The organism is Streptomyces sp. NPDC050422 (genome assembly GCF_044458665.1).
Lineage (GTDB): Bacteria > Actinomycetota > Actinomycetes > Streptomycetales > Streptomycetaceae > Streptomyces.
Genome location: NZ_JBITIE010000002.1, coordinates 317204 through 342552 on the forward strand (window position 1 = coordinate 317204; position 25349 = coordinate 342552).

A 25349-nucleotide genomic window follows, 5' to 3' on the forward strand; every position below is an offset into this window, starting at 1 on the left:
TCACCCGTTCGGCAGGTGTGCTGTTCGACCGGCATGCAGGCCAAGGACACGGGCTTCGTCAGCCGGCGTTCTGTTCCTCGGCCAGAATCCGCCCCAGCGCCTCTTCCAGATTGCCCTCGAAGTCACCCAGCGTGCACTCCTGACCGAGCGGCACGAGTTTGTCCGTCCGGTCGAGAAACGCTACGAGAGGTGCCGTACCCGCCCTGAAGAGCGCACGGTCGGCCCCCACCTGGAGCCGGATGTGGACGTCGGACAGCCCCTCGGGCTCGGTCGGTCCGATGTGTACATCGCCGTCACCACTGGGGCTGTTGAGACCGTCGAGCAGCAGCTCACGGCCGAAAGCCCAGGTGACGGGGGCGTCGCCGGGCAGGTGGAAGGTCATCCGGATCGCGTACGGATCGCACACTTCGTACCGGAGCTCCACCGGGATACGGAAAGAGAGCTCCTCGGAGACGAGGAAGCTCATCATGACCTCAGCTTGAACCGACTCGCGCATCGTTCAACCCCGCAGTAGATGAATCTGGCCAGGAATGATCCCCCGTGGCCCTATTGACGCCATCGTGGTGCACGCGATAGCAGATCACAAGGAGTGATTTTTCAGATACTGATAGAGAACACGAACGAACGCAAGAGGCTGGCCACTTCGCCACGTAGTCGTTCGACTGCGGGGAGCAACCGTTCTTCCTGGTCGAGAGGGACGGAAATGGCCATCGCGGCGGCCGTGAAACCGGCGGTGATCGGGATGGCCGCGCAGACCGTTCCGAGGGTGTACTCCTGTCGTTCGATGACAGGTTCCATACGCTCGATCGACCGCAGCCGCTCAAGAAGTGCCGGACGATCGCGCACGGAGTACCGGGTCAGCGGGCGCACCGGATGCCGGTCCAGGTGGTCCTCGCGGGCCGGCTCGTCGAGCTGGCTCAGCAGACACTGGCCGATCGCGTGGGCGTGCCCCGTCTCGCCGAAGGCCGCCCACTCCTCCACCGCGGGCGCCGCCGGGGTGTCCGCGACCGCGACGAGTTCGATCTCCCCGTCGCGGTAGACGGCGCAGTACACCGGGGCGCCGATGATGTCCCGCCAGCGCCCCAGGGACTGGGTCATTCTGCTGCGGCGATTCTGCAGTGCGCCGTCGTCCACGAGCCGCTCTGCGGCGGCGCCGAAGAGGAAGACGCCGTTCTCCCTGCGCAGATATCCCTCATGGGTCAGCGTGCGCAGCAGGTGGTAGGCGGTGGGGAGGGGAAGTCCCGCTTCCCGTGCGAGCTGTTTGGCCGGCGCCCCGTCCCGATGGGCGCCCACAGCCTCCAGCAGCCGCAGTGCCCGCTGCACCGATCCGATCAACGTCGGTACAGCGGTACTCGATGCCGTGGTCAACGGTCACCCCCAGGCATGGTGACGGGCGGTCGGCCCGCCTGTGGGGGCCGCCCCCACAGATCTGCCGCAGGCCTGGGGTCCAGAAGGCCGAATGCCGTACAAACCACTGGTCAGGGTGGCGACTGACGGTGTTTTCCCAGGTGGCGGCAGCGAACTGCCACTGTATCGGGAGCCTTTGGACGAGGTGCCGTTTCACCTTCCGCTTAGCTCAGCTGGGCTAATCGCCCGGCCGGTCGCGCGGCTACCAGTCCCCTCGCGAGGAGGACGACATGAACTTCCGTACGACGAAGACGAGCCCGCCGATCAGGATCACGAAGATCAGGACCTTGAACAGCAGACCGATCACGAAGCCGACGATGCTGGCGATCAGGCCGCCGAACACGACGATCGCGATGACGGGCACCGCGATCCACTTCACCCACCAGGGCATTCCCGCGAATATCTCCCGCACGGCCATCGTCCATACCTCGTCTCTGTGAGTTCCTGCTTCGATGCTAGAGGTGTCGGGGCGGGCTGCGGGGGCCCCGAGCCCTTGAACTCCCCTGATCGATCCCCTAGGGATCCCCGAGACGCGGCTCCGTCCTCGGCGAGATGCGGCTCAGCCCTCGGGCGGCGAGAACACCACCATCACTCGCAGGTCCTCCGTGATGTGGTGGAACTTGTGGGCGGTGCCGGCAGGTACGTACACGACGCTTCCTCTGCCCACCTGCGTGGTTTCCATGCCCACGGTGATCGACGCGCGTCCGCTGACGACGAAGTAGACCTCGTCCTGGTTGTGCGGCTGCTGCGGGTCGAGTTCACCGGCGTCCAGGGCGTACAGGCCGACAGACATGTTCCGTTCGCGGACGAACTGGAGGTAGGCCCCGTCGTTGGCGGCCCGTTCCGCCTCCAGCTCGTCCAGTCTGAATGCCTTCATGGCCCGTCCGCTCCTTGCCTCTGCTCAGCCGGTGTCCGCCACCGATCATGTCTGCCACGATCAGACACATGAAGAATTTCGTAGTCAAGACGATCGCCAACGCGGGTGCGCTGGCCGTGGCCATCTGGCTGCTCCACGACATCACGCTGACCGGCGGCAGCACCGGTCGCAAGATACTGACCCTGATCGTGGTCGCGCTGATCTTCGGTCTGGTCAACTTCCTGGTCAAGCCGGTGGTGAAGCTGCTCACACTTCCGCTCTTCATCCTCACGCTGGGGCTGATCACCCTGGTGGTGAACGCCCTGATGCTGCTGCTGACCTCGTGGCTGGCCGACGTGCTGGATCTGAGCTTCCATGTCGACGGCTTCTGGACCGCCGTCCTCGGTGGTCTGATCATTTCGATCGTGTCCTGGGCGCTGAACGTCGTCCTGCCCGACGAGGACTGAAACCCGCGCAACTGAAACAGTGACGGCAGGACCGGTGACAGACCGGGGAGAGAAACGAGGACGCGCGATGAGCACCATGGGCGACGGAACCCGGGCAGTACGTGCGGGTCTGCCGGAACCGCAGCAGTACGAGCCCACTCTCCCCGGTCCGGTCTTCGCCGCACACTTCCACCTCTCCGGCGAACCGACCGGGCCCTACACCTACGGCCGGGACTCCAACCCGACCTGGACCCATCTGGAACGGGCCATCGGCGAACTCGAAGCGCCGGGCGAGGACGCCCTGACCACGGTCTTCGCCTCCGGCATGGCGGCGGTCTCCGCGGTCCTGCTGTCCCAGGCGCGCACCGGCGACATCGTCGTGCTGCCCGACGACGGCTACCAGGCTCTTCCGCTGGTACGTACGCAACTGGAGGCCTACGGCGTCGAGGTGCGCACCGCCCCGACCGCGGGCGACAGGCAGTCGGCTGTGCTGGAGGGGGCCCGGCTCCTGTGGATCGAGACCCCGTCCAACCCCGGACTCGACGTCTGTGACGTGCGCCGGCTCGTCGATGCGGCGCACGCGGGCGGCACCCTGGTGGCCGTCGACAACACCCTGGCCACCCCGCTCGGCCAGCGCCCGCTGGAGCTCGGAGCCGACTTCTCGGTGGCCAGTGACACCAAGGGCATGACCGGCCACGGCGACATCCTGCTCGGCCATGTGACCTGCTTGGATCCCGAGCTGGCGGCAGGGGTGCGGCGCTGGCGCAAGGTGGCGGGTGCGATTCCCGGGCCCATGGAGGCCTGGCTCGCTCACCGCTCCCTGGCCACGCTGGAGCTGCGGATCGAGCGGCAGTGCGCGAACGCCCTCCTGCTTGCCGAGGCCCTCGCCAAGCACTCTGAGGTGAGCGGGCTGCGGTACCCCGGGCTGCCCAGCGACCCCTCGTACCCGAACGCCGTGCGGCAGATGAGGCGCTTCGGCTCCGTCGTGTCGTTCGTGCTGGCGGACCGCGGGACCGCCGAACGCTTCCTCTCGGCGTTGCGTCTCGCCGAGGACGCCACCAGCTTCGGTGGCGTGCGTTCCACTGCCGAGCGCCGGGCACGCTGGGGCGGGGACGCCGTGCCGGAAGGCTTCATCCGCTTCTCCGTCGGGGCCGAGAACGCCGCCGACCTGGTGGCCGACGTGGAACGCGCACTGGCCGAGGCCGTCACCGGGAGCTGAGGGCCCGCGCCGATGCGGCAAGGACGGTCCGAGCCTCCCCCCTCGTGGCTCGGACCGTCCCGGTTCTCCGTCTTCTCCAGCCGAAGAACCGCCTCGGCAAGGCTAGTTGACTCTGCGTCAGTGTCCAATCACAGTAGCGGCAGCGACCTATCGACATATTTATAGTTGTCCGGGTCCGACGGGCCGCACCGCGAGAGGGGACGGACATGGACCTGGCCCTGCTGCGCACCTTCGTCACCGTGCACCGTGCGGGCTCGTTCACCCGCGCCGCCGCACTTCTCGGCCTCTCCCAGCCCGCCGTGACCTCGCAGATCCGCACCCTGGAACGGCAGCTGGGCCGTCCGCTCTTCCTCCGCCGGGCCCGCGGCGTGACACCCACCACCATCGGCGACGAGCTCGCGCACCGGACGGCTCCCCATCTGGACGCGCTGGTCGAGATCACGGAGACCGAGCTCGACACGGAGTCGGGAGTACGAACGCTCCATCTGGCGGGGCCGCCGGAGTTCACCTCGCTGCGGGCCCTGCCCGCGCTCACTCCGCTCATCGCTCAGGGGCTCGCCCTGCGCAGCTCCTTCTCCGCCGACACGGACGAGACGCTCGACGGTCTGGCCGCAGGGCACCACGACCTGGCCATCGTGACGGCCCGGCCGCGGGGCGGTCTGCTGACCGCAGCCCCGCTCTGCGACGAGGAGCACGTCCTGGTCGCGGCACCCCGGTGGGCCGGGCGCCTGGGACCGGGAACGCTGCGACGCGACGGCCCGGTGGTCCTGGAACAGCTCCCGGTGGTGGAGGTGCACGAGAGCCTGCCCCTCGTCTCCCGCTACTGGGCGGCGGTCTTCGACAGCCTCCCCGCGACTGCCGGGGCGGTCATCACGCCGGACCTGCGGGCGGTCCTGGAATGCACAGCAGCAGGGGCCGGGCTCGCCGTGCTGCCCCGGTATCTGTGCGAGGGCGCGCTGGAGCGGGGCGAGCTGGTGGCGCTCCTCGATCCACCGGTACCGCCCCTGCGCACCTACTTCCTGGCCGCACGGACCGGCACGCTCGCACTGCCGCATCTCGCACGGGCACACGAGGTACTGCTGCGTGCCGCAGCCGACTGGTGACCGCAGGACGGGCCGGCAGCCGTCAGGTGTTTCAGAACCGGTTCTGCGGGCCACGCTCTTGCCATGACCGAACGTCCTGTGGTCAAGCGCACCGCACGCGCCGTCCTGCTCGACGGCAACGACCTGATCCTCATCAAGCGCACCAAGCCGGGGGTGGATCCGTACTGGCTCACGCCCGGCGGCGGGGTGGAGCTCGAGGACGCGACCGTCGTCGACGCCCTGCACCGTGAACTGGACGAGGAGCTCGGCGCAAAGATCACTGATGTGGTGCCCTGCTTCGTCGACACCGTGGAACACATCGAGGGCGGCGGTGTGAAGGGCGTCAAGGTCCAGCACTTCTTCGTCTGCCGCCTCGAATCCATGGACCTGTCCCTGCGCCACGGCCCCGAGATCGACGACCCCTGTGGGGAGTACGACGTCGTACGCGTGCCCTTCAGCCGGGTCGGGATCGCTGCCGTGCACCTCGTGCCGCTGTCGCTGAGGCACTACCTGGACGGCAACATCGAGGGTGTCCGGGCGATGCACGCGCCCGACCTCGGCTGATCGGGGCAGACGTACGCCGAGCAGTACACGGAGATACTCCCCTCGGCAGATGACCCGCCACGCGGCCCGCTGCACCGTGTTTCACGTGAAACCACTCAAGCGCCGCATCCGTAGAAGCCTCCTCGTCACCCATGTGTCGGTATCCGTCAGCTGGCTCGGTCTCACCGTCGGTCTGCTGACGCTCGCGGTCACCGCATTCGCGACCGATGACCCGGTCACCGCACAGGCCGCCACCCGCGCCATGAAGATCTTCGGCGACTGGCTTGTCGTCCCGGTGGCGCTGGCCGCTCTGCTCAGCGGCCTGGTCCTGTCACTCGGCACCCCCTGGGGACTGGCCAGACACCGCTGGGTCTGGACGAAGTTCTGGCTCACCCTGGTCACGACGGGACTGTCGGTCTTCTCCCTGCGCCCCGGCATCAACGAAGCCGCGGAACGCGGGACCACCGGCATCGATCTCGTCGTCGCTCCTTCGGTGGCCACCGCGACCTACCTCTTCATCACCGCGATCTCCGTACTGAAGCCCTGGGGGCCCACCCGACACGGCCGGCGCCTTCGGGTCTCGGCCAGATCCGTTAAAGCGGTGGACGAGCGATCACCGAGTCGGACAGCCTGACCCCTATGCCCAGCTCATTGCCCCGCCCTCTCGCCGACCTACCCGTCCGGCGCCTCACCCGGGACGATCTGGTCCCGTGCGCCGACCTCAGCGAGGACCGCGGCTGGCCGCGCGATGAGCATCGGTGGGGGCTGCTTCTCGCCGCAGGGACGGCCTATGGCATCGACGATCCCGCGGGCAAGGGCCTGATGGCGACCTGCGTCGTGACCTCGTACGGTCCGGACCTGGCCGCCATCGGCATGCTCCTGGTCGCCGGGCGCTACGGCCGCCAGGGAGTCGCGCGTCACCTGATGCATCAGGTGATCGACGCGACCGGGGGCGCTCCCCTCAGCCTCTACGCGACGCCTGCGGGCCTTCCCCTGTACGAGAAGCTCGGGTTCAACGCGGTGGGCCGGGCCCAGCGGGTGAGCGGACGGTTCCGGCCGGACGCCCGGTCGGGCAGCCACGGAGCGGGCGTTCACACGGGTCCGGCAGGCCGTGCGGGCCTGACCGTCCGCCCCGCGACAGCCGGGGATCTCCCGGCGATGATCCGGCTGGACGCGGAGGCCTTCGGCCTTGACCGGATGCGCCTGCTGACCCGTCTCCCCGCCTTCGCCGACCATCTGCGGGTGGCCGAGGACGATGGAGAGTTCGTCGGGTACGCCGCGCTGTGGCCCAGCTCGGAGAGCCATGTGGTCGGGCCGCTGATCGCGCGGGACACCGCCACGGCGAAGCTGCTGGTCGCCTCGCTCGCCGGGGCGACGGACCGGCCGCTGCGCGCGGACATCGACGCCCGTCACGAGGAACTGCTGGCCTGGTTCGGGGCGTGCGGCCTGGAACCCGGCTCTGCGACCACGGTCATGACCCTCGGGAACCCGCCACCGTCGGGGGACTGGACACAGCGTTTCGCACCGCTGAGCGTGGCGACGGGCTGACACCCGGCAGGGTTTCCGCCCGGACCGCTGGGATCACTGCCCCCAGCCGGGATCACTGCCCCGAGCCGGGGTCTCCGCTCAGTTGTCGAACCACACGGTGAGCCGGACGTTCTCGTCCCCGTGGACGGCGGCGAGAGCTTCCATCACGGACCACACCGGCTTCCACTCACCATCCGGTGGCACAGCCTCGCGCCGCGTCACCCGCTCCAGCCGGTACAGACGGCCGTCGTCCCTCCACTCCGTCCCCTCCGGCCAGTCCGTCCGGCCGTAGTCGACCGTGCCGGTCGGGGGATGGAGCGGGAGTCCCGCCGCTCTGGCGAAGCGAGCGCTCCAGACCGCCTTGGAGACGAGCACCCACGCCCCGTCCACCGCTTCGTACTCGTGGATCCGCCGGTCCGTGGTCTCGCCGGGCTCGTCCCAGTCAACGCACTTCACTTCACCCCAGCCGATCCAGCTGGAGCTGTGGGCGCTGGAGCCCCAGTCGTCGAAATCCGCGCGTGCGGCGTCCGAGATCAGTTCGGGCAGCCCCCGCTCCGCCGCGAGAGGGGCGAAGCCTGCGTAATTCCGCACGCCGAACAGGCAGCCGAACGCGTCGTAGTTCCGGCCCAGGTACAGCAGATCGAGATCGACGGCCGCCGACCAGGCGTCCTCCGGTTCCGCCCACCGCGACCGGCACTCGATGAACCCGTGAATGTCAGCTCCCATGGACGAGGATTCTCCGGCCGCGGCGAAGCTGGCACCAGCGAATTGGCTGTGCGCACAGGGCGGATGCGACCTCAGACGAGGCCGGCGACGGCGGTGGTGGCGAACCCGTGGTCCTGCTCGGGCGCACCGCCACCGACTCCGACGGCACCGATCAGCCTGCCGTCGCGGTGGACCGGCACACCACCGGCGATGAAGAGCAGCGGCCGGTCCAGCGCGGTCGGCAGGGTGTGGAAGAGGCCGCCCGGCTGGACCGCGTCGACGAGGTCGGCCGTGGGGGTGTCGAGCTGAAGCGCCGTGTACGCCTTGCGGGTGCTGGTCTCGCCGGCGATGAGAACGGCCCGGTCGTCACGGCGGAAGGCCAGCAGGTGGCCTCCCGCGTCCAGGACGGTGACGGCTGCCGCGACGCCTGCGGCCTCGGCGGCCGTACGGGCCGCCTCGATCAGTGCCTCCGCGTCCTGCGTGGTCAGGGGGGCTACAGCGGTGGTGAGCGTGCTCATGGGGGGGGCTCCTTGGTGCGGTGAGGGTAGGGGTACGGATGGTCAGTGCCGGGCGGCAGCGGGTACGGCGGCCGACTCCGGAGCGTGGGTGGTCACGAGGCGGCTGCGGAGGGCCGTGCGGTGCTCCAGGGTGCTGGAGACGACGGCGAGCACCAGGGCGGAGGCGGCGAGCACCGCGCCGACCCAGTTGGGTGCGGTGTAGCCGAGACCGGCGGCGATGACCATGCCACCGAGCCAGGCGGAGAGGGCGTTGCCGAGGTTGAAGGCACCGATGTTCACCGCGGAGGCGAGCGTGGGAGCGCCGGCCGCATGGTCGAGTACCCGCTTCTGCAGCGGAGGTACGGTCGCGAAGCCCAGGCCGCCGATCAGGAAGAGGGTGACGGCTGCCGCGATCTTGTTGTGAGCGGTCAGCGTGAACAGGGAAAGGACAAGGGCGAGGCCGCCCAGAGACACGTACAGCAAGGGCATCAGACGGCGGTCGGCGAACTTGCCGCCGAGCAGATTGCCCCCGACCATGCCGAGGCCGAAGAGCACCAGCAGCCACGTGACGGACGAGGCCGAGTAGCCGGCGATCTCGGTCATCATCGGCGTGATGTAGGTGATCGCGGCGAAGACCCCGCCGAAACCCAGCACGGTCATCGCCATGGCGAGCAGTACCTGCACGTTGCGGAACGCGGCGAGCTCGTGGCGGAGCCGGACGCCTTCGGGGCGGGGCTGGTCGGGAACGAGCCTTGCCACACCGAGCAGGCCGACGACACCGAGGGCGGCGACGACGAAGAACGTGCTCCGCCAGCCGACGCTCTGACCGATGTAGGTACCCAGCGGCACCCCGACGACGTTGGCGACGGTGAGGCCCGTGAACATCATGGCGATCGCGCCGGCCTTCTTGTGCGGGGCGACCAGGTCTGCTGCCACCACCGACCCGATGCCGAAGAAGGCACCGTGGGCGAGCGAGGCGATCACCCGGCCCGCGAGCATGACTCCGAAGACCGGCGCGGTCGCGGAGACCACATTGCCGATGACGAACAGTGCCATCAGGATCATCAGCATGCGTTTGCGGCTGACCCTGGTGCCGAGAAGGGTCATCAGAGGGGCTCCGATGACGACACCGAGCGCGTAGCCGGTCACGAGGAACCCTGCGGTCGGGATCGACACCTGGAAGTCCGCCGCGACCTCGGGGAGCAGCCCCATGATCACGAACTCGGTCGTTCCGATCCCGAATGCCCCGATGGCGAGGGCGAGGAGCGCGAGCGGCATGGGATTCACCTTTCCTGAAGATTGCGTCTGCGCCTTACGAGCGTCCACAATAATTGCAGGCGCTGGTTAATTGCAAGCGCGGGCTATTGCGTTTGTCGCCTATCCTGGACGCAAGCAACTCCGCCACGGAGGAGAGACCCATGACAGCGACGGACCCGGCACTGACCGCTCTTTCCCAGGGCTGGTGCGCGCTCTCCCTGCTCCACGGGAAGATCGAGGCCCGCATCGAGCGAGCCCTGCAGGCCGGGCACGGCCTCAGCGTGCGGGAGTACTCCCTGCTGGACGTCCTGAGCCGGCAGCACAACGGGACCGGCGGACATCTTCAGATGAAGCAGGTGGCCGACGCTGTCGTGCTCAGCCAGAGCGCCACCACCCGCCTGGTCACCCGCCTCGAGGACAGGGGCCTGCTGACCCGGTACCTCTGCGATACCGACCGCAGGGGCATCTACACCGACGTCACCGAAGCCGGTCTCGCCCTGCTCTCCGAGGCCCGGCCGACCAATGACACCGCCCTGCGGGCCGCGCTGGACGAGGCCGCCAGGAACCCCGAACTGGCCCCGCTCGTCCGGGCGGTCGAGGACCTGAAGGTTCCGGCATAGCGGGCCTGACCACACGGTCGCGGCGTAGGCTGCCGGTCATGAGCGATCTGGAGATCCGTCCCGCGGCCATCGGTGATCTCTCCGAGATCGTGGCCATGCTCGCCGACGATCCGCTGGGCGCGCGGCGCGAGTCGCCGGACGACCTCGCCCCGTACCTCGCGGCATTCCGGCGACTGGCCGACGATCCTCATCAGCATGTGATGGTCGCCGTACGCGCGGACCGCATCGTCGGGACGCTCCAGCTGACCGTGATCCCCGGCCTCTCCAGGCGCGGCTCGACCCGGTCGGTGATCGAGGGCGTCCGCGTCCACGGGGATGAGCGCGGCAGCGGCCTCGGCACGCAGCTGATCCAGTGGGCCGTGGATGAATCACGGCGGCAGGACTGCCAGTTGGTCCAGCTGACGTCCGATGCGACCCGGACCGACGCGCACCGCTTCTACGAACGGCTCGGCTTCGTGGCCAGCCATGTGGGCTTCAAGCTCAGCCTCTGACCGCAGCCCGGCATTCAAGGGGTCGACCGTGCACCTCATCAGCGACGAACAGCGCCGCATCAGAATCGGCCGACGCCACCTCCTGGCCCCGTCGGTACGGTCGGAGTCCCCCGTGGCCGTCGCCGACGCCGTCGTCGCCCTGCACGCCACGGACGCGGCCACCGTCTTCCTGTCCGCCTGCGCACGGCTCCGGGTGCCGGATGTCGGCGTCGTGGAGAAGCAGCTCTACGAGGACGTCTCGCTGGTGCGGCTGCTCTCCATGCGCAACACCCTCTTCGTCGTATCGGACGAGATGGCCCCACGGGTCGAGGCGTCGAATGCGCGAGCGGTCGCAGCCAAGGAGCGCCGAACCCTCCTCAAGCACCTGGCGGAGGACGGCAACGGGCTGGACGAACAGTGGCTGGCCGGCACCGAGGAGTCCACCCTCGCGGCCCTGGCCGCCCGCGGCTCGGCCTCCGGCAGCGAACTCTCCGCCGCCGTACCCGCCCTGCGCACCAAGATCACGGTCTTCCCCGGCAAGAGGCAGGAGACGGTTCAGGGCGTGGCCTCACGGGTCATCCGCGTGCTGGCCGCCGAAGGACGGATCCGCCGGGACCGGCCACGGGGGTCCTGGACCTCCAGCCAGTTCCGCTGGACGGCTTCCGAACCCCGGACCGAGCAGGAAGCCGGGCGGGCGCAGACGGAGTTGGCCCTGCGCTGGCTCCATTCATACGGCCCCGCGTCCGAGGCGGACCTCAAGTGGTGGACGGGCTGGGGGCTCGGCCAGGTCCGCAGGGCGCTTACCACCGCAGGAGCACAGGAGGTACGGCTCGACAGCGGTGCCACGGCCTGGGTCGCGCCACAGGACCACGGGCCCGACCCGGCACCCGAGCCGTGGGCGGCCCTGCTGCCCGCGCTTGACCCGAGCGCCATGGGGTGGGCCGATCGCGGATTCCACCTCCCGGCCGAACACCGGGCGCTGCTCTTCGATCGTTCCGGCAACATCGGGCCCACCGTGTGGTGGAACGGCCGGATCGTGGGCGGGTGGGCCCTGCGCGCCGACGGCGAGCCGGTCTGGCGGCTCCTCAGCGACACCGGCCAGGACGCCGCCACCGCGATCGAGGCGGAGGCATCCCGGCTGGCAGGCTGGGTGGGCGAGGCGCGCATCACACCGCGCTTCCGCACGCCACTGGAAAGGGAGTTGACGGCCTGAGCGGCCCGTCACGCTCACGCCGTTTCACGTGAAACGGCCCGTCACGCTCACGCCGTTTCACGTGAAACGGCCCGTCACGCTCACGCCGTTTCACGTGAAACGGCGTGCCGGGCCGATCAACTCCCCAGGCCTCGCCACCCGCCCTCGTCCACGCCACCGGGAATCGCCGCCACGGGATCGTACGGCTCACGCGTGAAGACGAACGACCCGAGATCCAGATGGTTCACACCGCCGTCATCGTTCCGTACGACTCGCAGCGTCTCCCCCGCGTAGTAGCCGTCCAGCCCGATCCACGTTCCGTCCGGACGGGCGGTGAAGCGGGCGCCGCGGCCCTGGCCGTTCACGGGCCGCAGCTCCAGCCCGCGATCGGGGGTCAGCCGCAGAATGTTCGTACGGGTGCCCCAGTACCAGGGGCCGGTCAGCGCCAGAAGCTCCGCGTCCACCTCGGGCAGCGGGCGCCACGGCTCCGGGATACGGGGCTCAGCCTCGGCGACGATGTCCACGAGTTCGGCGGCCACCTCACCGACCAGCACCCCGGACGTGACATTGGCGAACGCGACAGCGGCCACATCGTCCTCGGCACTGAACCAGAGCGCCGCCAGGAAGCCGGGCAGCGATCCCGTATGGCCGATGAGCGTGCGGCCCTTCCTCCGGATCACCTGCAGGCCCAGGCCGTAATGGCCGTCCCAGTCCCCCGACTCGGGCGGCGTCGCCGGCTCCTTCATCTCTGCCACGGACGCGGCCGCGAGTACCCGGCCGTTCCCCTCGGCAAGGAACGCGGCGAAGCGGAGGAGGTCGGCAGTAGTGGACCAGAGCTGTCCGGCCGGGGCCATCAGCCCGAGATCCTCGGCCGGTTCGGGCAGCATGACGTCCGCCCACGGGTGGACGGCCCAGCCGCCTGCGTGCGGAGCCTGCGCCTGCGGGCTCGTGCGGTGCATGCCCAGCGGCTCCAGGATCTCGTTCCGCAGCACCTCCGCCCACGCTGCCCCGCGTGCCGCTTCGATCAGCGCGCCGAGCAGTGTGTAGCCAGGATTGGAGTAGTGATGCCGTCGGCCGGCAGGATGCATCCGGCCCTGCTCGCCGAGCACGTCCGCAAGGCCGGGACGCAGACTGCCGGGGGTCCGCTCCCACCAGGGTGCGGGGGACTCGGCACCGAGCCCCGCGCTGTGGCCGAGCAACTGATGAATGGTGACGTCACCCGCGCCCGTACCGGGGAGGTGCTTCTCCAGCGGATCAGCCAGATCCAGCAGGCCCTCGTCCCGCAGGCGCAGCACCAGCACGGCCGTGAACGTCTTGGTGAGGGAACCGATCCTGAACTGGGTATCCGCATCCGGGGCATGGCCGTCCACACACGTGCGCGAACCGTTCCAGACCACCTGACCCTGCCGTTGCACGGCAGCGGCAAGAGAAGGTGAGCGCCCTTCGGCCTGGGCGGTGGCGATGCGGTGCAGCAGAGCGCGCTGCGTACCCGGGAGCAACTGTTCAGCGGGAGAAGTCATCGTCAACAACTACCTTCCGCACCGGCGCATGGCGACTTCATTTCCGCGCAGCAGCACACTCGCTCCCCGTACTGCCCTGCCAACGGATCTCCAGCGCCGGAGACCAGCAGGCCCGTGCCAGGTCGCTCCGGCTCCTGAGTTGTGGATAGTGGTGGCGGTGACGCTATGGGGCAGCCCCGTGCGGCGGTGGGCGCACGGGGCTGCCGGGCGCTTCAGCTGAGTTGTGCCTCAGCGAAAAGCGGCGATGTTACGGGCGATCCAGTCGTCGAATCGGCGCGGAGCGCGACCGAGGACTCGTTCCACGTCCGAGCTGATCCGCAATTCGGCAGGGTTCGGGGCGGAGATGATGTCCAGGGTGTCGTCGGCGAGCTCCAGCGGCACGAACCGGGTCATCGCGGTCCTGGCCTCCTCACGGGTGAGTTCATGGAACCGCACCGGCGAGTCGAGCGCGGCGGCGATGGCCTCCGCCTGCTGGCGGGGCGTGATCACCTCGGGCCCGGTCAGCTCGAAGATTCCGCCGGTGTGCCGGTCGTCCAGCAGGCAGGCCGCCGCGACCTCGGCGATGTCCGCCGGGTCGACGATCGGAACCCCGACATCGCCGAAGGGTGCGGCGACCGTTCCTTGCGTGCGGACGGACTCCGCCCATGCCAAGGCGTTCGAGGCGAAGCCTCCCGGTCGCAGGACGGCCCAGTCCAGGCCGGACTCTCTCAATGCGTCCTCCACCGCCCGCATCGCGATCCGCGACGGGCCGAGCGACCTGGTCGCCACGCCCTGCGAAGACAGCAGGACGACTCGGCGGACCCCGCTGGCAGCAGCCAGGTCGATCATGTCGGTCGGCCTGGCTTCGGGGGCGTGCAGGTCGCCGGACAGCAGGAGGAACAGCGCCTTCGCCCCATCCAGAGCGTGGGTGAGTCCCTGCGGCTCGGCCAAGTCAGCCGCCACGTGCCGGACCCCGTCCGGTAGTGCCGCCGCGCGCCGTGACACCGCCGTCACCTGCTCGCCCGCGTTGGCCAGGGCCTGCGTCAAAGGGCGGCCCACATTCCCGGTAGCTCCGGTCACCACGATCATGTTCAGCTCCTAGTCCGTTGTGCACTGCGGAAACTGACGCTAGAAGGCAGGCTTACTTTTCGTAAGAACATACCCAGAGGTAAGCTCCGGACATGAGGGAAGGCGCGCAGCTGACACGGGCCGAGGCAGGCACTAGGTATGAGGTGTTTCACACCGACTGCCCTGCACGCGACATGGTGGACCACGTGACCAGCAGGTGGGGTATCTGGGTGCTGATCTCCTTGCGGAGCACCGACCTTCGGTTTTACGAGCTGCGCGACAGCATCCAGGGCATCAGCGAGAAGATGCTTGCTCAGACACTGCGCGCACTGGTCCAGGACGACCTGGTCTGGCGAAGGGTCGAGCCGACGACGCCGCCCCAAGTCACCTACGGGCTGACCGAGTTCGGCCAGGACGTCGGTGCGCCTCTGACGGACTTGTTCGACCGCATCACACAGCGGCTCGCAACCGGCGGAGCGTCCGCCACGGAGCCACTGAGCGCAACAGGTCAAGCGAAGTAACTGTCCACATCGAATCCCCGAGTCGTCTCTCCCGGGTGCCGTACGCTCGCGCGGCACCCGGCCGGCGTCCGCGAGGATCGCAGCCAGGTCTGCTCTATGCAGAGTGCGGAAATGACAAGAAGCGCGCGAATCGCGGACCAGTCGGACTGGCACTGGCACAAGAACCTGCGGCCGCGGCTGCACGGTCTTGCCGATGAGGAGTACTTCTGAGAGCCGGTGCGTGGCTGCTGGAGCATCCGCCCACGTGGCACGTCGGCCGCACCGATGTCGGCAGGTTCGGGGGCATGGACGATGGACTCCGCCTCCCTGACCCTGCGCCGTCACCGGCGCCGGTGACCACGATTGCCTGGCGGCTGGCACACATCGTCGTCTCCTGCCTGGGCTATGGAGGGCATCGTCCTGCCCGTCAACAGGGAGCTGATCCATCACGGCGCCGAGACTTCCCTGCTGCGCGACCTCTATCGCCGGCAGGACGGAGCCGTACCGCGCCGCATATGACTTTCGGGTAACCGGCGATCGCGCTTCGGAAACCTACGTGGCCTCCGGGACGCTCGTTCTGCGAGCTTCACTGAAGCTGCGCCCTCTTGTAGCTGGTCAGGGACACGGAAACTGCGAACCTGCACAAGCACCGATCAGGTCTGAGCCATGTCCACGAAGCGTGAGTAGTGCCCCTGGAAGGCAACGGTGATCGTCGCCGTCGGACCGTTACGGTGCTTGGCCACGATCAGGTCCGCCTCGCCCGCCCGCGGTGACTCCTTCTCGTAGGCGTCCTCACGGTGCAACAGGATCACCATGTCGGCGTCCTGCTCGATCGATCCGGATTCACGGAGGTCGGAGACCATCGGCTTCTTGTCCGTGCGCTGCTCGGGGCCACGGTTCAGCTGGGAGAGCGCGATGACCGGCAGCTGGAGTTCCTTGGCCAGCAGTTTGAGGTTTCGGGACATGTCCGAGACCTCCTGCTGACGGCTCTCAGCACGCTTCGAACCACCGGACTGCATCAGCTGCAGATAGTCGATGACCACCAGCTTGAGGTCGTTGCGCTGCTTGAGACGACGGCACTTGGCCCGGATCTCCATCATGGAGAGGTTCGGGGAGTCGTCGATGTAGAGCGGGGCCGCCGAGACATCGGGCATCCGCCGTGCCAGCCGCGTCCAGTCCTCGTCCGTCATCGTGCCCGAGCGCATGTGGTGGAGCGCTACCCGTGCCTCGGCGGACAGCAGACGCATCGCGATCTCGTTCCGCCCCATTTCGAGGGAGAAGATCACGCTGGGCAGATTGCTCTTGATCGAACAGGCGCGGGCGAAGTCCAGAGCCAGCGTGGACTTACCCATGGCCGGGCGGGCCGCGATGACGACCATCTGGCCCGGGTGCAGGCCGTTGGTCAAGGCGTCGAGGTCGGTGAAACCCGTCGGCACACCGGTCATCTCGCCACTGCGTGAACCGATCGCCTCGATCTCGTCGAGCGCACCCTCCATGATGTCGCCCAGCGGCAGGTAGTCCTCACTGGTCCGCTGCTCGGTGACGGCGTAGATCTCGGCCTGTGCGGAGTTGACGATGTCGTCGACATCGCCGTCGGCCGCGTATCCCATCTGCGTGATCTTCGTGCCGGCCTCGACGAGCCGCCGCAGGACGGCCCGCTCGTGAACGATCTCCGCGTAGTACGAAGCGTTGGCCGCGGTCGGCACCGACTGGACCAGGGTGTGCAGATACGGAGCTCCGCCCACCTTGGTGATCTCGCCGCGCTTGACCAGTTCGGCCGCCACCGTGATCGGGTCGGCCGGCTCGCCCTTGGCGTACAGGTCGAGGATCGCCTGGTAGACGGTCTCGTGCGCGGGGCGGTAGAAGTCGTGCCCCTTGATGATCTCCACGACGTCGGCAATGGCGTCCTTGGACAGGAGCATGCCACCGAGTACGGACTGTTCCGCGTCGAGGTCCTGGGGCGGCACCCGCTCGAAACCGGGGGAACCGCCCTCCCAGCCGTTGCTCTCCCGGCCTCGGTCGTGCTGCTCACCGCGGTCCCTGTTCTCACCCCGACGCTGGCGGGAAACAGGCAGCCGGTCGCTGGGACCGGTGTCGGCCCAGGGGTCGTCCAAAGGCTCGGGAATGCTCATCCGGCCACCTCCTCCCGTCCGCTCCGCGGACCTAGCCGTGCCACTCTTTCTTACGGCACGGCACCGACAAACAAGACGCCCGACTCCGGTTCCGGTGTGTCGGGTTCTGCGGGTTTCCAGGGCCGAAACGAGGTGGGGGCGCCGGACCACGGTAGGCGCCTCGGCACCGTCAGCCAATCTGGTTATCCACAGGGCATGTGGACGACGGACCAGATGCTGTGGAGAACTCCGCAGAACCTGTGCACGGACCGGGGGACAGCACTGTGGACAAACTCATAACCGCGCCACCATCAGCGGCCTGACCTGCACCTTCTCCATCCACGGGCTGTGGGGGAGAAAAACTTTCCGAGTCAGCACAAGATCGCGACAACCGGCACATGCCAGAACGTCACTCCACGGCAATTGTAAGGATCGCAAAGCGCTTGCATCTATTACCTGTGGAAGATTAGATTGACTCCCATGATCCAGGCACCGGCGACCCCGCCGTCTCGTCGCAGGCGGCACGACCGCGAGATCATCGCGCTCGCCGTCCCCGCCTTCGGCGCTCTCGTGGCGGAGCCCCTTTTCGTGATGGTCGACAGTGCCATCGTCGGCCATCTCGGGACTCCGCAACTGGCCGGTCTGGCGATTGCCGCGGCCCTGCTGACGACCGCGGTGAGCGTCTTCGTCTTCCTCGCCTACGCCACCACCGCGGCTGTCGCGCGACGGGTCGGAGCAGGCGACCTGGCCTCCGCGATCCGCCAGGGCATGGACGGCATCTGGCTGGCGATCCTGCTCGGTCTCGCCGTCATCGCTCTGGCCCTCCCCCTGTCCCCCTGGCTCGTCGAAGTGTTCGGCGCCTCCGACACCGCGGCCCCCTACGCCACCACCTATCTCCGGATCTCCAGCCTCGGCATCCCCGCAATGCTCGTTGTGATGGCAGCGACCGGCGTGCTCCGTGGCCTGCAGAACACCCGCACCCCGCTCTACGTCGCCATCGGCGGGTTCGCCGCCAACGCGGCACTCAACGTGGGCCTCGTCTACGGCGCCGGGCTCGGCATCGCAGGATCGGCCTGGGGCACGGTGATCGCTCAGATCGGCATGGCGATCGCCTATCTCGTGGTCGTGATCCGCGGCGCCAGACGCCACGGGGCGTCGCTACGCCCCGACGCCGCCGGCATCAAGGCCAGCGCCCGGGCAGGCGTGCCCCTCCTGGTCCGCACGCTGTCACTCCGCGCCGTTCTGCTCATCGCCACGGCCGTCGCCGCTCGCCTGGGCGACACCGACATCGCCGCACACCAGATCATTCTGTCCCTGTGGAGCCTGATGGCCTTCGCACTGGACGCCATCGCCATCGCAGGACAGGCCATCATCGGACGCTACCTGGGGGCCGGCGACACCAAGGGCGCACGCGAGGCCTGCCACCGCATGGTGCAGTGGGGCATCGTCTCCGGTGTGGTGTTCGGAGCCCTGATCGTTCTTGCCCGTCCCCTGTTCGTCCCGCTCTTCACCAGCGATCAGTCCGTGCAGGACACACTGTTCCCGGCCCTTCTGGTGGTGGCGCTGACCCAGCCGGTGGCCGGAGTCGTCTTCGTCCTGGACGGCGTACTGATGGGCGCCGGGGACGGTACCTACCTGGCCTGGGCCATGCTGGTCACCCTCGCCGTCTTCGCCCCGGCGGCTCTGCTGGTTCCCACCCTCGGGGGCGGCCTGACCGCGCTGTGGTGCGCCATGGCCCTGATGATGGTCGTTCGCATGGCCACGCTCTGGCTTCGCGCCCGTTCCGGCACGTGGATGGTCACCGGAGCGACCCGCTGAGTTCACGCAGCTTGCCCGTTTCACGTGAAACGGGCAAGGCAACGGCGAAGGGCCGCACCCAGGGGGTACGGCCCTTCACTGTTCTGCGGAGGTGCGGCCCAATCAGGCAGCAACAACCTCGACGCCGAGCTTCGCAGCGACCTCGGGGTGCAGACGCACGGACACCTGGTGTCCGCCGAGCGTCTTGATCGGCGAGCCGAGCTCGACGCGACGCTTGTCGACATCCGGGCCACCGGCAGCCTTGATCGCCGAAGCGATGTCGGCCGGGGTGACAGAGCCGAAGAGACGGCCGGCGTCGCCGGAGCGAACGGCCAGACGGACCTTCACGGCCTCGAGCTTGGACTTGATCTCGTTGGCCTGCTCGATCGTGGCGATCTCGTGGATCTTGCGGGCGCGGCGGATCTGCGCCACGTCCTTCTCGCCACCCTTGGTCCAGCGGATGGCAAAGCCACGCGGAACCAGGTAGTTACGGGCGTACCCGTCCTTGACGTCAACGACGTCGCCAGCAGCACCGAGGCCGGAGACCTCGTGGGTGAGGATGATCTTCATGATTCGGTCACCCTCCCTTATCGCGCGGTGGACGTGTAGGGCAGCAGCGCCATCTCACGGCTGTTCTTGACAGCCGTGGCGACGTCACGCTGGTGCTGCGTGCAGTTGCCGGTGACGCGGCGGGCACGGATCTTGCCACGGTCGGAAATGAACTTCCGCAGCATGTTCGTGTCCTTGTAGTCCACGTACTGGGTCTTGTCCTTGCAGAACGCGCAGACCTTCTTCTTAGGCTTGCGCACAGGCGGCTTCGCCATGGTGTTTCTCCTGTGTGATCAAGAAGTGGGGGTACGAGCTGCCCTAGAAGGGCGGCTCGTCCGAGTAGCCGCCGCCAGAACCGCCGGAGCCGCCAGAGCCGCCGGAGCCGCCGGAGCTTCCGCCCCAACCGCCTCCGCCGCCCTGCTGGCCCCCGCTTTGCTGGCCGCCGGCCGGCGCGCTCGTGGCCCACGGGTCGTCGGCGGGAGCACCGCCACCACCCTGCTGGCCACCAGCACCGGGACCGCCGCCCCAGTTACCGCCACCCTGCTGGCCGCCGCCGTATCCACCCTGGCCGCCGCCGCCACCCTGGCCACCGCGACCGGTGGTCTTGGTGACCTTGGCAGTGGCGCTCTTGAGACTGGGGCCGACTTCCTCGACGTCCAGCTCGTAGACCGTGCGCTTGACGCCCTCGCGGTCTTCGTACGACCGCTGCTTCAGCCGGCCCTGCACGACAACGCGCATGCCTCGCGTGAGCGACTCGGCGACGTTCTCCGCCGCCTGACGCCAGACCGAGCAGGTGAGGAACAGGCCTTCGCCGTCCTTCCACTCATTGGTCTGCCGGTCGAAGATGCGGGGAGTGGACGCGACGCGGAACTTCGCGACCGCCGCACCGGACGGGGTGAAGCGCAGCTCGGGGTCGTCGACGAGATTGCCGACGACCGTGATGACGGTCTCGCCTGCCATGGATGAACCTCTCGGCGGGGATTGCTTCTGGCTGCTTGCTGCTACTCGAACCCGATGACCACTGAGCTAGAAGCTCAGTGGATCTCGGGACGGAGGACCTTGGTCCGGAGGACCGACTCGTTCAGGTTCATCTGGCGGTCGAGCTCCTTGACGACCGCAGGCTCGGCCTGCAGGTCGATGACCGAGTAGATGCCCTCGGGCTTCTTCTTGATCTCGTAAGCGAGCCGACGACGGCCCCAGGTGTCGACCTTCTCAACCTTTCCTTCGCCCTCACGGACGACGGAGAGGAAGTTCTCGATCAGCGGGGAGACTGCTCGCTCCTCGAGATCGGGGTCGAGGATGACCATCACCTCGTAGTGACGCATGTGGAACCCACCTCCTTTGGACTCAGCGGCCACGGTCGTTCCGTGGCAGGAGGGTCGTGATGCGTAAGCAACAGTGTCTCCGAGTAAAACAGCCGCCACTGACAACGCCCTCCGTCGAGGAGGGGCTGACTGTGCTGGCCTGGGCAGACACCGGTGCAGACCGTACAGAGTACCTGCAGACAGGCTTCCGGTTGAAATCCGGTGGTCAGAGGACGCAATCTGTACACATCGGGTGTGAGCGGCGCCACGACGCGCCGCCTTTCGGCCAGGAGGTACTCCATGGCACAAGCAACGCGATCCCGCCCCCGCTCTTCCGTCTCCCTCTTCGCGACGGACGGCAGGCCCCATCCGCTCCAGGACACCCTGGTGCTGGTCACGGTGGTGCTCGGCGCCCTGGCGTTCGTGACGGCGATGTTCCACAGCCTGCATCTGATCAGCTCGTGGGCCGGACTCGTCGGAATCCTCACGGGTGGGTACGGGCTGTACATCTCCGCGACCACACGGGAGAGGTTCCCGCTGTTCATCGGCATGGGTGCCGCCGGGCTCGGGTTCTTCCTCGGCATGGCCCACGGTGGACTCTTCGGCGGCGTGATCAGCTGACCGCGGCGCAGCACGGCCCCGGCACCCTGCGGGGGCGGCCCGTCGTACGCCGGGCCGCCCCCGCAGGGTGCCGGGGACCGTCCGGGTACGACGGGGCCAGACCGCGCGCTTCCCGGTCACAGTAGGCTTCGGCGCGAGAGCCGGAGCCCCTGACCGATGGGGACACACCTGCCGAGGAGCCCCCCGCATGAGCCTGACCCTGAGGACCATCAGCCGAGAGCAGCATCTGGCATACATCCAGAGTCTGCCCGCGGCCAGTCACATGCAGGTCCCGGCATGGGCGGATGTGAAGGCCGAGTGGCGCTCGGAGAGTCTGGGCTGGTTCGACAAGGGCGGCCAGCTCGTCGGCGCCGGTCTGGTGCTCTACCGGCAGCTGCCCAAGATCAAGCGGTACCTGGCGTATCTGCCCGAGGGCCCGGTCATCAACTGGTACGCCCCCAATCTGAGCGACTGGCTCCAGCCGATGCTGGCTCACCTCAAGCAGCAGGGCGCCTTCTCGGTGAAGATGGGCCCGCCGGTCGTCATCCGCCGCTGGGACTCCCACGCCATCAAGGCCGGTATCCAGGACCCCGACGTGAAGCGGCTGCGCGACGTCGAGGCCACCCACATCGAGCCCCGCGCCTTCGAAGTCGCGGACCGGCTGCGGAAGATGGGCTGGCAGCAGGGCGAGGACGGCGGCGCCGGATTCGGCGACGTACAGCCCCGCTACATCTTCCAGGTGCCACTGGCGAACCGTTCGCTCGAAGACGTCCACAAGGGCTTCAACCAGCTCTGGCGACGCAACATCAAGAAGGCCGAGAAGGCCGGTGTCGAGGTCGTCCAGGGCAGCTACGCGGAGCTAGCCGAGTGGCAGCGGCTGTACGAGATCACTGCGGAGCGCGACCACTTCCGACCGCGTCCGCTCGGCTACTTCCAGCGCATGTGGACGGCCCTCAACAACGAGGACCCCAACCGGATGCGGCTCTACTTCGCCCGCCACGAGGGCGAGAACGTCGCGGCCGCGACGATGCTGATCGTCGGCGGGCACGTCTGGTACTCGTACGGCGCCTCGGCCAACCACAAGCGCGAGGTCCGGCCATCGAACGCGATGCAGTGGCGGATGCTCCGTGACGCGTACGCGATGGGCGCCACCGTCTACGACCTGCGTGGCATCTCCGATTCACTGGACGAGACCGATCACCTCTTCGGCCTGATCCAGTTCAAGGTGGGCACCGGCGGCCAGGCCGCGGAGTACCTCGGCGAGTGGGACTTCCCGCTCAACAAGCTGCTGCACAAGGCCCTCGACATCTACATGTCACGCCGCTGATCCGCCACTGATCCGCCGCGCAAGGCTGACGAAACCGGCTTTATTCGTTTCAATGGGCTCTTCCGGAAGGGCCTGCGAAGGCACTTCCGGAAACACTGCCCACCACTGACACCACCGCAGCCACCAGAAAGGTTCCGGACCGGCCATGGCGCTCTCCCTGTACGTCGACACCGCGCGCTGGCGGGCGCACCAGAAATCCGTGCTCGACCAGTTCCCCGGCCTCGTACCGGTCTGCAAGGGCAACGGGTACGGCTTCGGCCACGAGCGGCTGGCCGACGAGGCGATCCGCTTCGGCTCCGACATCCTCGCGGTCGGCACCACCTACGAAGCGGCCCGCATCAAGGACTGGTTCAGCGGTGATCTGCTGGTGCTCACACCGTTCCGGCGGGGTGAGGAGCCGGTGCCGCTGCCCGACCGGGTCATCCGCTCCGTCTCGTCCGTGGACGGCGTGCACGCCCTGGTGGGCGCCCGTGTCGTGATCGAGTGCATGAGCTCGATGAAGCGCCACGGCGTGAAGGAGGAGGAGCTCGGGCAGCTGCACGCCGCCATCGAGGACGTACGCCTCGAAGGTTTCGCCCTGCACCTGCCGCTGGACCGCACGGACGGCTCGGACGCGGTCGAAGAGGTCATTGCCTGGATGGACCGTCTCCGGGCGGCCCGGCTGCCGCTGCACACGATGTTCGTGAGCCATCTGCGGGCCGAGGAACTGGGCCGGCTGCAGCAGCAGTTCCCTCAGACCCGGTTCCGCGCCCGCATCGGTACCAGGCTCTGGCTCGGCGACCACGAGGCGACGGAGTACCGGGGCGCGGTGCTCGACGTCACCCGCGTCGTCAAGGGCGACCGGTTCGGCTACCGGCAGCAGAGGGCCGCCTCCGACGGCTGGCTGGTCGTCGTCGCGGGCGGTACCTCGCACGGCGTGGGCCTGGAGGCCCCGAAGGCCCTGCACGGTGTGATGCCGCGTGCCAAGGGGGTCGCCCGGGCGGGGCTGGCCACCGTCAACCGCAATCTGTCGCCGTTCGTCTGGGCCGGCAAGCAGCGCTGGTTCGCCGAACCGCCGCACATGCAGGTGTCGATCCTGTTCGTGCCCTCGGACGCCGAGGAGCCGCGGGTCGGCGACGAGCTGGTGGCCCATCTGCGGCACACGACCACACAGTTCGACCGGCTCGTCGACCGCTGAGAAGCTCGCTGAGACGTTTGTTGAGGTGCCCGGGGCCGCCCGCCGCTCAGTCGGCGGCCGGCGTGCCCCACTCCACCCGCGGCCCCGCCTCGGCGAATGCGGCATGGCGCGGAGTGCGCGCCGCCGCGCGCCCCAGCACGAAGGCGTCCTCGGCTCCGTCGAGCACCCCGCCCGACGGATCGTCCGAGCCGTCGCGGCGCACCACGTCGCGCTCCGGCATCAGGATGTCCCGTACGACCACGGCGCAGAGGTAGAGCGTGCCCAGCAGGTGCAGGACGATCGCCAGCTGATAGCCCTCCGTCGGCAGCCCCTGGTGCTTGTCCCCGCTCGTCGTGTAGGCGAGGTACATCCAGATGCCCAGGAAGTACATGACCTCGCACGCCTGCCAGATCAGGAAGTCCCGCCAGCGCGGCCTGGCGAGCGCGGCGAGGGGGATCAGCCACAGCACGTACTGCGGTGAGTAGACCTTGTTGACGAGGATGAACACCGCGACGACGAGGAACGCGAGCTGGGCGAACCGCGGCCTGCGCGGGGCCGTCAGCGTCAGCGCCCCGATCGCGGCGCACAGCCCGACCGTCGCCAGCGTGGAGACGGTGTTGACCGTGGAGACGTCGATGGATTCGCCGGTGCGCTGGGTGATGACCAGCCAGAAGGAGCCGAAGTCGATCGAACGCTCCTGGCTGAAGGTGTAGAACTTCTTCCAGCCCTCGGGCGCGAACACCATCACCGGCAGGTTGACCACCAGCCAGGAGCCGGCGGTAGCGAGCGCCGCCACCCCGAACTCCCGCCACTTCCCCGCCCGCCAGCACAGCACGAAGACCGGGCCCAGCAGGAACACGGGGTAGAGCTTGGCCGCCGTGGCCAGTCCGATCAGGATGCCGAACGCCAGGGGGCGGCTCCGGGACCACATGAGCATCGCCCAGGCCGTGAGGGCGACGGCCAGCAGGTCCCAGTTGATCGTGGCCGTCAGGGCGAACGCGGGCGCCAGCGCCATCAGCAGACCGTCCCAGGGGCGTCGCCGGTGCGTGCGCGCGACACACACGGCGATGACGGCGGTGCAGATCATCAGCATGCCGGCGTTGACCAGCCAGTAGGCCTGTTCCTGCTGCTGGATGGAGCCGCCCGGGGTCAGCCAGGCGGCGATCTGCATGAACACGCCGGTGAGAACCGGGTACTCCAGGAACTGCATGTCGCCCGGCAGCCGGTCGAAGTACGGCACCAGGCCCTCGGCGAAGCCCCGCCCCGCGTACAGATGCGGGATGTCGGAGTAGCAGGCGTGGGTGTACTGGGAGCCCGCGCCCCGGAACCAGGCCCAGTTGTAGCAGGGCAGCTTCTGCACCATGCCGAGCGCGAACATTCCGATCGCCACCAGCGCTACGGCGCCCACGGGGGTGAGTGCGGCGCCGCCGAGCCGCGCCCAGCGCCCCGAGCTCCCGCCGATCAGCTCGCTGCCGGCCGCGGCGATCTCGTCCTGGTGCGTGGGCCGTACGACGGACCGTTCCTGGTGCACGCTCGTATCCTCTGCGCTTGGCATGCCGCACATCCTGCCGTACCGACGTGTGGAAACGATGAGGGCCGCGGCACCCTGTGGTGCCG

At 68.5% G+C, this 25349-nt stretch carries 29 protein-coding genes and 1 pseudogene; 15 read left to right on the forward strand and 15 right to left on the reverse strand.

The genetic code is table 11. The features are described from left to right. Window positions 1-58 precede the first annotated feature (58 nt). From ACIBJG_RS04110 to ACIBJG_RS04125, 4 genes are all read right to left on the reverse strand, one after another. Window positions 59-496, reverse strand: coding sequence for an SsgA family sporulation/cell division regulator (locus ACIBJG_RS04110; RefSeq protein WP_114245561.1), 438 nt, complete (start codon window positions 494-496; stop codon window positions 59-61). Between the two features lie 101 nt (window positions 497-597). Then, window positions 598-1368: an IclR family transcriptional regulator gene (locus tag ACIBJG_RS04115; RefSeq protein ID WP_399303679.1), complete on the reverse strand. Its 771-nt coding sequence runs from the start codon at window positions 1366-1368 to the stop codon at window positions 598-600. 241 nt (window positions 1369-1609) lie between these two features. Next, on the reverse strand, window positions 1610-1819 hold the full coding sequence (locus ACIBJG_RS04120) for a DUF5326 family protein (RefSeq protein WP_359082716.1): 210 nt from the start codon (window positions 1817-1819) through the stop codon (window positions 1610-1612). Window positions 1820-1966: 147 nt separating this feature from the next. Further along, window positions 1967-2284, reverse strand: coding sequence for a cupin domain-containing protein (locus tag ACIBJG_RS04125; protein ID WP_350988316.1), 318 nt, complete (start codon window positions 2282-2284; stop codon window positions 1967-1969). Window positions 2285-2352: 68 nt separating this feature from the next. On the opposite strand from ACIBJG_RS04125, the gene ACIBJG_RS04130 reads away from it, so the two are divergent. The 6 genes from ACIBJG_RS04130 to ACIBJG_RS04155 all read left to right on the forward strand — a co-directional run bounded on the left by ACIBJG_RS04130 (window position 2353) and on the right by ACIBJG_RS04155 (window position 7101). Beyond that, window positions 2353-2730 carry a phage holin family protein gene (locus ACIBJG_RS04130; RefSeq protein WP_326659928.1) on the forward strand — a complete coding sequence of 126 codons (378 nt, stop codon included), beginning with the start codon at window positions 2353-2355 and terminating at the stop codon, window positions 2728-2730. A gap of 67 nt (window positions 2731-2797) precedes the next feature. Next, entirely contained in the window at window positions 2798-3928 is a 1131-nt protein-coding gene (locus tag ACIBJG_RS04135) for a cystathionine gamma-lyase (protein ID WP_399303682.1), read from the forward strand. A gap of 206 nt (window positions 3929-4134) precedes the next feature. Continuing rightward, window positions 4135-5031: a LysR family transcriptional regulator gene (locus ACIBJG_RS04140; RefSeq protein ID WP_399303684.1), complete on the forward strand. Its 897-nt coding sequence runs from the start codon at window positions 4135-4137 to the stop codon at window positions 5029-5031. Window positions 5032-5094: 63 nt separating this feature from the next. Beyond that, window positions 5095-5574, forward strand: coding sequence for an NUDIX domain-containing protein (locus ACIBJG_RS04145; protein ID WP_399303686.1), 480 nt, complete (start codon window positions 5095-5097; stop codon window positions 5572-5574). Between the two features lie 85 nt (window positions 5575-5659). Beyond that, window positions 5660-6187: a DUF2269 domain-containing protein gene (locus ACIBJG_RS04150; protein ID WP_399303688.1), complete on the forward strand. Its 528-nt coding sequence runs from the start codon at window positions 5660-5662 to the stop codon at window positions 6185-6187. Window positions 6188-6192: 5 nt separating this feature from the next. Continuing rightward, entirely contained in the window at window positions 6193-7101 is a 909-nt protein-coding gene (locus tag ACIBJG_RS04155; protein WP_399303690.1) for a GNAT family N-acetyltransferase, read from the forward strand. Between the two features lie 78 nt (window positions 7102-7179). Here the strand turns inward: ACIBJG_RS04155 and ACIBJG_RS04160 are convergent, their stop codons facing one another. The 3 genes from ACIBJG_RS04160 to ACIBJG_RS04170 all read right to left on the reverse strand — a co-directional run bounded on the left by ACIBJG_RS04160 (window position 7180) and on the right by ACIBJG_RS04170 (window position 9560). Then, window positions 7180-7806 carry a hypothetical protein gene (locus ACIBJG_RS04160; RefSeq protein WP_399303692.1) on the reverse strand — a complete coding sequence of 209 codons (627 nt, stop codon included), beginning with the start codon at window positions 7804-7806 and terminating at the stop codon, window positions 7180-7182. 71 nt (window positions 7807-7877) lie between these two features. After that, window positions 7878-8303, reverse strand: coding sequence for a heme-binding protein (locus ACIBJG_RS04165; protein WP_399303694.1), 426 nt, complete (start codon window positions 8301-8303; stop codon window positions 7878-7880). A 42-nt stretch (window positions 8304-8345) separates the two neighbouring features. After that, window positions 8346-9560 carry an MFS transporter gene (locus tag ACIBJG_RS04170; RefSeq protein ID WP_399303696.1) on the reverse strand — a complete coding sequence of 405 codons (1215 nt, stop codon included), beginning with the start codon at window positions 9558-9560 and terminating at the stop codon, window positions 8346-8348. 140 nt (window positions 9561-9700) lie between these two features. On the opposite strand from ACIBJG_RS04170, the gene ACIBJG_RS04175 reads away from it, so the two are divergent. Genes ACIBJG_RS04175 through ACIBJG_RS04185 form a run of 3 tightly spaced genes read left to right on the forward strand, consistent with a single transcriptional unit; the run spans window position 9701 to window position 11842 of the window. Then, entirely contained in the window at window positions 9701-10159 is a 459-nt protein-coding gene (locus ACIBJG_RS04175) for a MarR family winged helix-turn-helix transcriptional regulator (protein ID WP_399303698.1), read from the forward strand. A 38-nt stretch (window positions 10160-10197) separates the two neighbouring features. Beyond that, window positions 10198-10650, forward strand: a complete 453-nt coding sequence (locus tag ACIBJG_RS04180; protein ID WP_399303701.1) for a GNAT family N-acetyltransferase — start codon at window positions 10198-10200, stop codon at window positions 10648-10650. Between the two features lie 28 nt (window positions 10651-10678). Then, window positions 10679-11842, forward strand: a complete 1164-nt coding sequence (locus tag ACIBJG_RS04185) for a winged helix DNA-binding domain-containing protein (RefSeq protein WP_399303703.1) — start codon at window positions 10679-10681, stop codon at window positions 11840-11842. A 116-nt stretch (window positions 11843-11958) separates the two neighbouring features. On the opposite strand, the gene ACIBJG_RS04190 is transcribed toward ACIBJG_RS04185, so the two are convergent. Beyond that, window positions 11959-13341, reverse strand: a complete 1383-nt coding sequence (locus ACIBJG_RS04190) for a serine hydrolase domain-containing protein (protein WP_399303705.1) — start codon at window positions 13339-13341, stop codon at window positions 11959-11961. Window positions 13342-13569: 228 nt separating this feature from the next. After that, window positions 13570-14409, reverse strand: coding sequence for an SDR family oxidoreductase (locus tag ACIBJG_RS04195; RefSeq protein WP_399303707.1), 840 nt, complete (start codon window positions 14407-14409; stop codon window positions 13570-13572). Between the two features lie 92 nt (window positions 14410-14501). On the opposite strand from ACIBJG_RS04195, the gene ACIBJG_RS04200 reads away from it, so the two are divergent. Together ACIBJG_RS04200 and ACIBJG_RS04205 are read left to right on the forward strand one after the other, a co-directional pair. After that, complete coding sequence (locus tag ACIBJG_RS04200; RefSeq protein WP_399303709.1) at window positions 14502-14909, forward strand: winged helix-turn-helix transcriptional regulator; 408 nt, start codon at window positions 14502-14504, stop codon at window positions 14907-14909. A gap of 111 nt (window positions 14910-15020) precedes the next feature. Then, window positions 15021-15407: pseudogene (locus ACIBJG_RS04205) on the forward strand (hypothetical protein). Between the two features lie 134 nt (window positions 15408-15541). Here the strand turns inward: ACIBJG_RS04205 and dnaB are convergent. Then, window positions 15542-17020 (reverse strand): replicative DNA helicase, encoded by a 1479-nt coding sequence (gene dnaB, locus ACIBJG_RS04210; RefSeq protein WP_399303711.1) that lies wholly within the window; start codon window positions 17018-17020, stop codon window positions 15542-15544. 459 nt (window positions 17021-17479) lie between these two features. On the opposite strand from dnaB, the gene ACIBJG_RS04215 reads away from it, so the two are divergent. Further along, on the forward strand, window positions 17480-18817 hold the full coding sequence (locus tag ACIBJG_RS04215; RefSeq protein ID WP_399303713.1) for an MATE family efflux transporter: 1338 nt from the start codon (window positions 17480-17482) through the stop codon (window positions 18815-18817). Between the two features lie 102 nt (window positions 18818-18919). Here the strand turns inward: ACIBJG_RS04215 and rplI are convergent, their stop codons facing one another. The 4 genes from rplI to rpsF all read right to left on the reverse strand — a co-directional run bounded on the left by rplI (window position 18920) and on the right by rpsF (window position 20670). Beyond that, window positions 18920-19366, reverse strand: coding sequence for a 50S ribosomal protein L9 (gene rplI / locus ACIBJG_RS04220; protein WP_073733221.1), 447 nt, complete (start codon window positions 19364-19366; stop codon window positions 18920-18922). 17 nt (window positions 19367-19383) lie between these two features. Beyond that, a complete protein-coding gene (rpsR, locus tag ACIBJG_RS04225) occupies window positions 19384-19620 on the reverse strand; it encodes a 30S ribosomal protein S18 (protein ID WP_003967857.1) in 237 nt (78 codons plus the stop codon). A 43-nt stretch (window positions 19621-19663) separates the two neighbouring features. Next, the gene (locus tag ACIBJG_RS04230; protein WP_399303715.1) at window positions 19664-20305 is read right to left on the reverse strand and encodes a single-stranded DNA-binding protein; all 642 of its coding nucleotides are present in this window, start codon (window positions 20303-20305) and stop codon (window positions 19664-19666) included. A 74-nt stretch (window positions 20306-20379) separates the two neighbouring features. Then, window positions 20380-20670 carry a 30S ribosomal protein S6 gene (gene rpsF, locus ACIBJG_RS04235; protein WP_018101872.1) on the reverse strand — a complete coding sequence of 97 codons (291 nt, stop codon included), beginning with the start codon at window positions 20668-20670 and terminating at the stop codon, window positions 20380-20382. 279 nt (window positions 20671-20949) lie between these two features. Between rpsF and ACIBJG_RS04240 the strand changes: the two genes are divergently transcribed. The 3 genes from ACIBJG_RS04240 (at window position 20950) to ACIBJG_RS04250 (ending at window position 23753) form a co-directional block, all read left to right on the forward strand. Continuing rightward, on the forward strand, window positions 20950-21270 hold the full coding sequence (locus ACIBJG_RS04240; RefSeq protein WP_399303717.1) for a hypothetical protein: 321 nt from the start codon (window positions 20950-20952) through the stop codon (window positions 21268-21270). Window positions 21271-21457: 187 nt separating this feature from the next. After that, window positions 21458-22576 carry a lipid II:glycine glycyltransferase FemX gene (locus tag ACIBJG_RS04245; RefSeq protein WP_399303719.1) on the forward strand — a complete coding sequence of 373 codons (1119 nt, stop codon included), beginning with the start codon at window positions 21458-21460 and terminating at the stop codon, window positions 22574-22576. 145 nt (window positions 22577-22721) lie between these two features. Next, window positions 22722-23753: an alanine racemase gene (locus tag ACIBJG_RS04250; RefSeq protein WP_399303721.1), complete on the forward strand. Its 1032-nt coding sequence runs from the start codon at window positions 22722-22724 to the stop codon at window positions 23751-23753. Between the two features lie 46 nt (window positions 23754-23799). Here the strand turns inward: ACIBJG_RS04250 and ACIBJG_RS04255 are convergent, their stop codons facing one another. Then, complete coding sequence (locus ACIBJG_RS04255) at window positions 23800-25287, reverse strand: glycosyltransferase family 87 protein (protein WP_399303723.1); 1488 nt, start codon at window positions 25285-25287, stop codon at window positions 23800-23802. Window positions 25288-25349: the final 62 nt, after the last annotated feature.